The 7,569-nt window shown below is 55.4% G+C and carries 8 protein-coding genes; 3 read left to right on the plus strand and 5 right to left on the minus strand.

The window, feature by feature from the left end; translation table 11 throughout:
• Nucleotides 1-3 precede the first annotated feature (3 nt).
• The gene (gene pyrE / locus Q668_RS00430; RefSeq protein WP_022987603.1) at nt 4-642 is read right to left on the minus strand and encodes an orotate phosphoribosyltransferase; all 639 of its coding nucleotides are present in this window, start codon (nt 640-642) and stop codon (nt 4-6) included.
• Between the two features lie 82 nt (nt 643-724).
• Between pyrE and Q668_RS00435 the strand changes: the two genes are divergently transcribed.
• Entirely contained in the window at nt 725-1,531 is an 807-nt protein-coding gene (locus Q668_RS00435; protein WP_022987604.1) for an exodeoxyribonuclease III, read from the plus strand.
• 147 nt (nt 1,532-1,678) lie between these two features.
• Here Q668_RS00435 and rph read toward each other — a convergent pair whose 3' ends face one another.
• On the minus strand, nt 1,679-2,395 hold the full coding sequence (gene rph / locus Q668_RS00440; RefSeq protein ID WP_022992163.1) for a ribonuclease PH: 717 nt from the start codon (nt 2,393-2,395) through the stop codon (nt 1,679-1,681).
• Nucleotides 2,396-2,577: 182 nt separating this feature from the next.
• Between rph and Q668_RS00445 the strand changes: the two genes are divergently transcribed.
• Both Q668_RS00445 and Q668_RS00450 read left to right on the plus strand, forming a co-directional pair.
• Entirely contained in the window at nt 2,578-3,447 is an 870-nt protein-coding gene (locus tag Q668_RS00445) for a YicC/YloC family endoribonuclease (RefSeq protein WP_022987606.1), read from the plus strand.
• Nucleotides 3,448-3,632: 185 nt separating this feature from the next.
• Nucleotides 3,633-4,874 (plus strand): tyrosine-type recombinase/integrase, encoded by a 1,242-nt coding sequence (locus Q668_RS00450; protein ID WP_022987607.1) that lies wholly within the window; start codon nt 3,633-3,635, stop codon nt 4,872-4,874.
• A 10-nt stretch (nt 4,875-4,884) separates the two neighbouring features.
• On the opposite strand, the gene Q668_RS16660 is transcribed toward Q668_RS00450, so the two are convergent.
• Genes Q668_RS16660 through Q668_RS00460 form a run of 3 tightly spaced genes read right to left on the minus strand, consistent with a single transcriptional unit; the run spans nt 4,885 to nt 7,056 of the window.
• A complete protein-coding gene (locus Q668_RS16660) occupies nt 4,885-5,127 on the minus strand; it encodes a helix-turn-helix transcriptional regulator (RefSeq protein WP_023008356.1) in 243 nt (80 codons plus the stop codon).
• Complete coding sequence (locus tag Q668_RS00455) at nt 5,120-6,844, minus strand: DUF927 domain-containing protein (protein ID WP_022987608.1); 1,725 nt, start codon at nt 6,842-6,844, stop codon at nt 5,120-5,122. The genes Q668_RS16660 and Q668_RS00455 overlap by 8 nt, the downstream gene beginning before the upstream one ends.
• An 11-nt stretch (nt 6,845-6,855) precedes the next feature.
• On the minus strand, nt 6,856-7,056 hold the full coding sequence (locus Q668_RS00460) for a helix-turn-helix transcriptional regulator (protein WP_022987609.1): 201 nt from the start codon (nt 7,054-7,056) through the stop codon (nt 6,856-6,858).
• Between the last annotated feature and the right edge of the window lie 513 nt (nt 7,057-7,569).

Below are 7,569 nucleotides of genomic sequence, written 5' to 3' on the forward strand. Positions count from 1 at the left end.
TTATCAGACTCCGTAACGGTCCCGGTAGCTGGCTACGCTCTCCGCATGGCCGGCGAATTCCGGGTTGGACTTCAGGTAGTCCAGTACCTGTTCAAGGCGGATGATGCTGACGACCGGAATGCCGAATTCTTTTTCGACTTCCTGGATGGCCGAGAGTTCGCCATTGCCTTTTTCCTGGCGGTCCAGGGCAATCAATACGCCGGCCGGCTCGGCCCCGGCGGCCCGGATAATATCTATGGACTCCCGGATGGCGGTGCCTGCGGTGATCACATCATCCACAATCAGCACTTTACCCTGCAAGGGAGCGCCTACGATATTACCGCCTTCACCGTGATCTTTCTTCTCTTTACGGTTAAAGGCAAAAGGTTTGCTGTTACCGTCTGTTGCAAGGGCCATGGCGGTAACCGTAGCCAACGGAATGCCCTTATAGGCAGGCCCGAAAATGATGTCATAATCCAGTCCACTGCGTTCTATCGCGGCGGCATAGGCTTTGCTTAGTTGTAGCAGGTCGTCGCCGGTATTGAACAGTCCGGCATTGAAAAAGTACGGACTGGTGCGCCCGGATTTGAGGGTGAACTCTCCAAAACGCAGAACGTTCCGCTGGATGGCAAATTCGATAAATTTTTGCTGATAGTCATGCATGGCAAGGCTTCTGGCGGGATAGGATCTTTAATTAAAGCGTAAAACCGGTATCATACTACACAAACCGAATCAGGGAACACGTATGCGCGTAGTATCAATCAGCGTCAATGGCTTGGAGCAGGCTGTTGAGAAGGGCTTTTTTGACTGGCTGGCAGAGCAGGACGCTGATGTTGTCTGTGTTCAGGACCACCGGATGCGTGCCTACGAAGTTGAAGACAAAAACCTGATTCCGGAAGGGTATGAGGCCTACTTCATCGATGGCGAGCTGAACGAGCACGGCGGTGTCGGCATTTATACCCGCCACTTCCCGAAAGCCATTATGTACGGCTTTGCCAACGAGCAGGCGGACCGCGAGGGTCGCTTTATCCAGGCGGATTTCGACAAGGTATCTGTAGCCTGCGTTCTGGCGCCCTGTGCCCTGGGCCGCGAAGAAGAGCTGACTGGTGAAGACGACCTGACTGTTCTCGATCACAAAGACGAGTTCATGGAAGCCTTTGGCGTGCACATGCAGAAAACCCTGCGCAAGCGTCGTCAGTTTATCTTCTGTGCCAACCTGCAGACGGCTCACCATGTAACGGATGCCAGCCCGCTCTACCACAAGACGGATTTTTCCGGCTTCCTGCCCCATGAGCGTGCGTGGCTGGATCGTTTGTTCGATGAGATGGGCTGTATTGATGCATTCCGTGAGATCAACAAGCAGAGCAACCAGTTTACCTGGTGGCCGGAGCAGACCGAGGGTTCCCGCAAGAAGGCCGGTATCCGGGTGGATTACCATTTGCTGACGCCGGGGATTCGCAAGACCATTCGCGATGGCTGGATTGATGACGGTACGCGGTTCTCTGACCACGCGCCGGTGATCATGGATTACGATATCGAAATCGGTTTTTAAGCCGTTCCTTAATCCGGGGGAGGGCGCCGTTGTGGCAAGCCTTCCCCAGAACCGCTACGAGCACATCCCTGTGCGCTTATCTCAGGCCATCCATGGCCTTCGAAATTCTGGGGAAGGCTTGCCACAACGCCACCCCAGACTCCTGAGTTAGCCTTTCAGGGCTTCTTTCTGCAGTTCAAACAACTGATTAATCGCTTTCCTTGCCAGCGCCAGCATGGCGTCCAGTTCTGTTTGTTCGAACGGTGCGCCTTCGGCAGTTCCCTGAATTTCGATGAAGCCGCCCTGATCGGTCATGATTACGTTCATGTCGGTTTCGGCTTCGGAGTCTTCCGGGTAGTCCAGGTCGGCTACCGGCATGCCTTTGTATACACCCACTGAAATGGCCGCGACCATTTGCTTGAGCGGGGATCGCTTCAGGCGTTTGTTGGTGACCAGGTGGTTCAGGGCGTCTACCAGGGCAACGCAGCCGCCGGTGATGGCTGCGGTGCGGGTGCCGCCGTCGGCCTGGATGACGTCGCAGTCGATGGTGATGGTGTGTTCGCCCAGGGCTTCGAGGTCTACCGCTGCGCGCAGGCTGCGGCCGATCAGGCGCTGGATTTCTACGGTGCGGCCACCTTGTTTGCCACGGGCGGCTTCGCGGCCCATGCGGCTGCCGGTGGAGCGGGGCAGCATGCCGTATTCGGCGGTGATCCAGCCTTTGCCTTCGCCGCGCAGGAACGGTGGAACCTTGTTTTCGACAGAGGCAGTACAGATAACCTTGGTGTCGCCGAATTCCACCAGCACCGAGCCTTCGGCGTGGCGCGTGTAGTTCCGGGTGATGCGGACGTCTCTGGGTTGCTCAGGCGTTCTGCCGCTTGGTCGCATAGTGTGTCCTGTTTCTGAATATGAATGTCCGGCTGTTGCCGGTCGGGCGTTTTGAAAGGGCAACGAGTATAGCACGTAGCAAGGGGCAGGCGGGGGAGGCCGCGTGCCCCTTTGGTCGGGTTCGCCGCTCCGGGCGTTTGCCTGTTAAACTCGACGTTCCTTTGACGAACACTGGAGCCACTATGATCCGCAGCATGACTGCTTTTGCCCGCAAGGACACCCAGGGTGACTGGGGTACTCTCACCTGTGAGATCCGTACCGTGAATCACCGCTATCTGGAGCCTTCGTTCCGGCTGCCGGAGGCTTTCCGTGAGCTTGAGAACCGGTTTCGGGAGGAATTGCGCAAGCAGGGCTTGAAGCGCGGTAAGGTGGATATATCCATGCGCCTGCAGTCGTCCGAGAGTGATGTCCAGGGCTTTGAGATCAGCGATGAGATGGCCCGGGCTGTGAACGAGGCGGCCAACCATATCAATCGTATGCTGGATAACCCGGCTCACATCAACGCGCTTGATATTCTGCGCTGGCCGGGGGTGATGTCTCTGCCGGAAAAGGACTACAGCGCGGCGAAAGAGGCAGCGGCAGATCTGTTCGCCGAAACGGTGACCGAGTTGACGAGCGTGCGCGAACGGGAAGGCGAACGCCTGAGACCGCTGTTTGAGGATCGTCTGGCAACCATGGGTAAGCTGGTGGCGGACGTGCGCGAGAAAATGCCCCAACTGCTGGCCGCCCAGGAGCTGAACCTGAAAGATCGGTTCGAGAAGGCGAAAGTGGAGCTGGACCCGGAACGTATTGCTCAGGAAATGGTCATGCTGGCCCAGAAAAGTGATGTGGCTGAGGAGCTTGACCGGCTGGAAGCCCACATCAGTGAGGTCACCGACACCCTGAAGAACGACGATGCCATCGGCCGGCGCCTGGATTTTCTGATGCAGGAGCTGAACCGCGAAGCCAACACCCTTAGCAGCAAAAGTATTGATGCGGCGGTTACCCGTATTGCGGTGGATCTCAAGGTGCTGATCGAGCAGATGCGGGAACAGGTGCAGAATATTGAGTGATGTTCTTGGGGGTTCGACGTTGTTCTTGATGGCATTATAAATCAAATAGTTATGTAATTTTGACGCTCATAATGTTCGTGTAAGTTCTGCCAAGTTTGGGTAGTGATGGGTAGTAGATTGGGGAGTATTTTCTCGCTATATTGTATCGGCGAGATTGTACTCCCCAATTTTTTTAAGGCAGGAAAGTGGGCAAGCTACACGACAAGACCGTCAAGAAACTGATCAAAGAGAAGCCATCCGTGCGGCATGCCGATGGCAATGGTCTCTACCTCATGACCCCGAAGCGCGGCGATGCCTACTGGATGCTGCGCTATACCACCCCAGCTACCAAGCTCCGGCGCGAATACACCATCGGCAAGGTGGACGACTGGTCATTGGCCGACGCCCGTGATGAGGCGGCGAAGCTGAGGTTGGCGATCAAGCGTGAGGGTGCTGACCCGGTTCAGGAGCGGCAGAAGGTCAACCAAAACCCCTTCAAAACGCTCAATGACCTGTACGCGGACTACTACGAGCTTCGCAAACGAGAAATCGCGTCCCACCATAAAGAGAAGAGCCTGTACGAGCGTGAGGTCGCCTGGCGCATCGGAAAGGTGGAACTTGAAAAGATCCGACCAGTGGATATCAGTGAAATCCTGCGGGACGTGGCCACTGGCTATGACGACAATAAGCCCCGCCCAACCCTATCAAATGATTTGATGCGCCTGCTGAGGAACCTGTTTGATCATGGCATCAAACTGGACGTCACCAGGTTCAATCCAGCCTCGCCATTCCGTCCCAGGGACGCCGGCGGGGAGGAGAAGGCCGCCAACTACCCAATGAATGAAGACGAAGTCACCGAGTTCTTCACCAAACTCCGGGTGATTCCGGCGCAGTTCAGCCGTGAAAACTACCTGGCCTGTGCTTTGTTGATTGCGACCTGTACGAGAAAAATGGAGCTGCTGGCAGCGCCTTGGTCGGAATTCGATCTGGAGAACCGTATCTGGTACCTGCCCGAGGAAAGGACCAAAAAGAGAAGGGCCATCGATATCCCGTTGGCGGAGCCCGCCGTGGAATGGCTGAATGAGCTGAAGGTACGTTCCTGCGGTAGTGAGTGGGTATTTCCAGCTCGCAGGATCAGTAAAAAAGCACGGACGCCGTTTGTGTGTGAAAACACGCTGAACCATGCGCTCAAGAAACTCTTTGAGAAAAAGTTCTTTTCGTTCGACAAGCGCCGCGTCCACGATCTGCGTGGCACGGCCAGGACGAAGCTGGGCAAGCTTGGTTTTGATGACAATCTGGCTCAGCGCTGCCTGAATCAACTGCCCGGCAACCGGACGGACCGGGTTTATAACAAGCATGCGTACTTTGAAGAGCGAAGAGCGGCTCACGAGGCGCTCTGCGAGTGGCTGGCGCCCATCGTGAGAGGTGAAGTCAGCTCTGGAGGGTAAAGGGGCCAGATCAGGCCCCTTGTTGCTCAATCCAGGCCAACAGATCCGACAGGCGCCAGGCCACTGAGTTGCATCCCAGCTTGAGTCGTGCCGGAGCCACTCGCTTTCGTTCCAAGGTCCACCACTGCGTCCGGCTGACGGCTGTAATCGCTCGACGGTCCGACTCCCGAACCAGCCGCTCACACTGTCCAGAACGAGCCAGCAGCTTGGCGCGCACCTCCTCCGAAGGCGGACTGAAGGTCTTGTTACTCATTCTCCGTTACCTCCGAATCAACACTGGGATAAGTGGGAAACTGGGAAAGTCCATCTCCATCCGGTAGCGCTTCCCAATACGCCTTGATGCGATCAGGCCACAGGGCGAAAAAACGCTCCGATCGATCCCGTAGCTTGATTTTCATGGTGCCACGGCTCTGTTCATTGGTTTCCAGGAAATCTCTCTGGATCAGCGGCTCAATTTCCCGGGTGTATCGACTTCGAAGGCCAAGCTCCTTGATAAGAGTATTTTTGGGTATCAGCCACTGCGTCTCACCGGCCACTTTGCGTCGCAGACCAATTGCTCTTCCGTAATCCCCCCGCTCTATGTCAACGAGACGGTGATTCCATTTGTAAATAGCATCGCGAAGGCGGGCCAACAGGCGGTACTCCTCCGAATTGAAGATGTGACCCCGGCTCCGAAGCCAGGCTCCAACGACTTGGTGTACTGCTCGAACCGACTCCGCTTCCGTCCAGGGGAGGAGATAGTTCCGACATGCCAGGCATAGTGCAGCGGTGATCAGTGCGAACCGCCTGATCACTCGGACGACTTGCGAAGCCATATGAGGGGTCTTCCATTGCTCCGTCAACCGGGCAACCTCATTCTGGATGTAGCTGGGTAGGTCATTCACATCTTCTGTAAGACGCTCGAGCCAGTGCCGGAACAGTGTGCCGTGGTAGTGCCCGGTACGGCTTTTCAACGTGTCCACGAACTCTTGGGCACTGTTGAATCCATGCAACTTGTCAAAGGCTCCAAACCTCCCAAAAATCGGAATCTCGACAAGTCGGGTTTCTTGGCCGGCTTTAACCGACTTGCCTATTTCCTGAAATACTTCCGATAGCCATACCTCACCGGTACTTAAAGCCAGAGTTCGCCAGTGCGTTTGTGCAGTAAGGTCCCCTGATATATTCGCACGCAACTTACTGGCACCGGTCATTATATGATACGTCGCTACATCGACATCTTCCGGGCGCGCCAGGCCAATTTCATCCAATGCCAGCAACATGTCATTGTGCTCAGCAGCCACGGCTGCCAAGCCATTGGCAGTCGATACCCAGTTCCGCACAAACGTTGGTGCACCACACACGCTCGCGGCCGCCTGCAGTAGTGTCGTTTTACCGCTGGAGCTATTGCCGCCGAAGTGAAAAGCCCCATTTTCAATCTCCGCATGCTTCAGCAGTGGTGCCGCAAGGGCTACCCCAATGCTGAACATCGCCAGCGGGTTGCCCTCACACAGCTTCCCCACTTGAGCTTGCCAATCCTGGAGAGAACCGTTTTCCTGAAGTAGAGGGGAGGTTGATAGCTGCCCGACGAAGTAGTGCTGCTCATCCGCCTGACCTGCCGTCCAGCTACTCGTCGCGAAGATGGGGCCGTGCCAACCTGTACGGTCGACGGTTGTGGCCGGCGGCGCCTTTGCCATTTCCTCAAGCAGGTAGCGTTGTAGTCGTGCCCAACTGATATTGCCAGGCTCCAGCGGATAGCCGCTGTCCACGAGCAGCTCCCGTATCTGTCGGGCGTTATCGCCGTTCAGGTTGCGCGCATACACCACCTCGCGGAGCAGGACGTTGTCCATATTTTTCCACTGCAGCAGCGCACCGTGACCGTGCTTCTTGTTGGAGAGTCGGGTTCTGGCAATAACCTCAATCCATCCACCAACTCTTTGCCATTCATCAGAGCTGAAGCAGTACAGGCCAGAGTCTCTCAATTGAAATTTCATTTGCCCCTCCGTCACAACCGATCCAGCCAGTTTCTAACATCCTGGATCCGAAACCTGACGGCTCGACCTTGCGGGTTTGGCTTGATGGGGGCGGGGAAGCGACCTGATCGGACGTATCGACGTAGCGTGGCTTGCGATAGCTGAGTGACGGCGCACACTTCTTCGTATGTGAGCAAGCGCTCGTTGGTCTCGCTAGAAAACATGTGTTTCATTATCTACTCCTGGTTCGTTGATTAACGGCAGGAGTGATTATTAGTAATCAGGAGTCAGGACCAGAACCGTGAAATTGGCCATTTTGGGCGCAAAGAGAAAAAAATTATAACTAGATGAAATTAAAGGTTAACTTCTGTCATTAAGGCGATTTTCATGGGAGCCTCATCGGTTTACGAGCAAAATCTGGCGAAATGTAAGCAATCGCTGTTACCCGCCACCATCACGGCATCATTTTGTGAAGCGGTAATGCGCATTGACTTTCACATGTGAAAGTCAATGCTGGACGTGATCAAAACAGCCTCTTAAAGAGCCTTTTCGAGGCCCTGTTATTTTACGGGGCATGTCCATATCACAACGGGGCTCCAAAAGGTCTCTTCCAAGCCCTTTGTAAGTGCCCCGAGGAAGTAGCGGGAATTGTCGTAGCGACGACAGTCAGTCCGGTTCCATCAAGCCACCGGATACCGGTGTTTTCACTGAGGTGGGAGGCCAGGGTGCGTATTCCAGACCAAGGT

The sequence above is a fragment of the Marinobacter sp. ES-1 genome, from assembly GCF_000475255.1.
GTDB classification, from domain to species: Bacteria; Pseudomonadota; Gammaproteobacteria; order Pseudomonadales; family Oleiphilaceae; genus Marinobacter; species Marinobacter vinifirmus.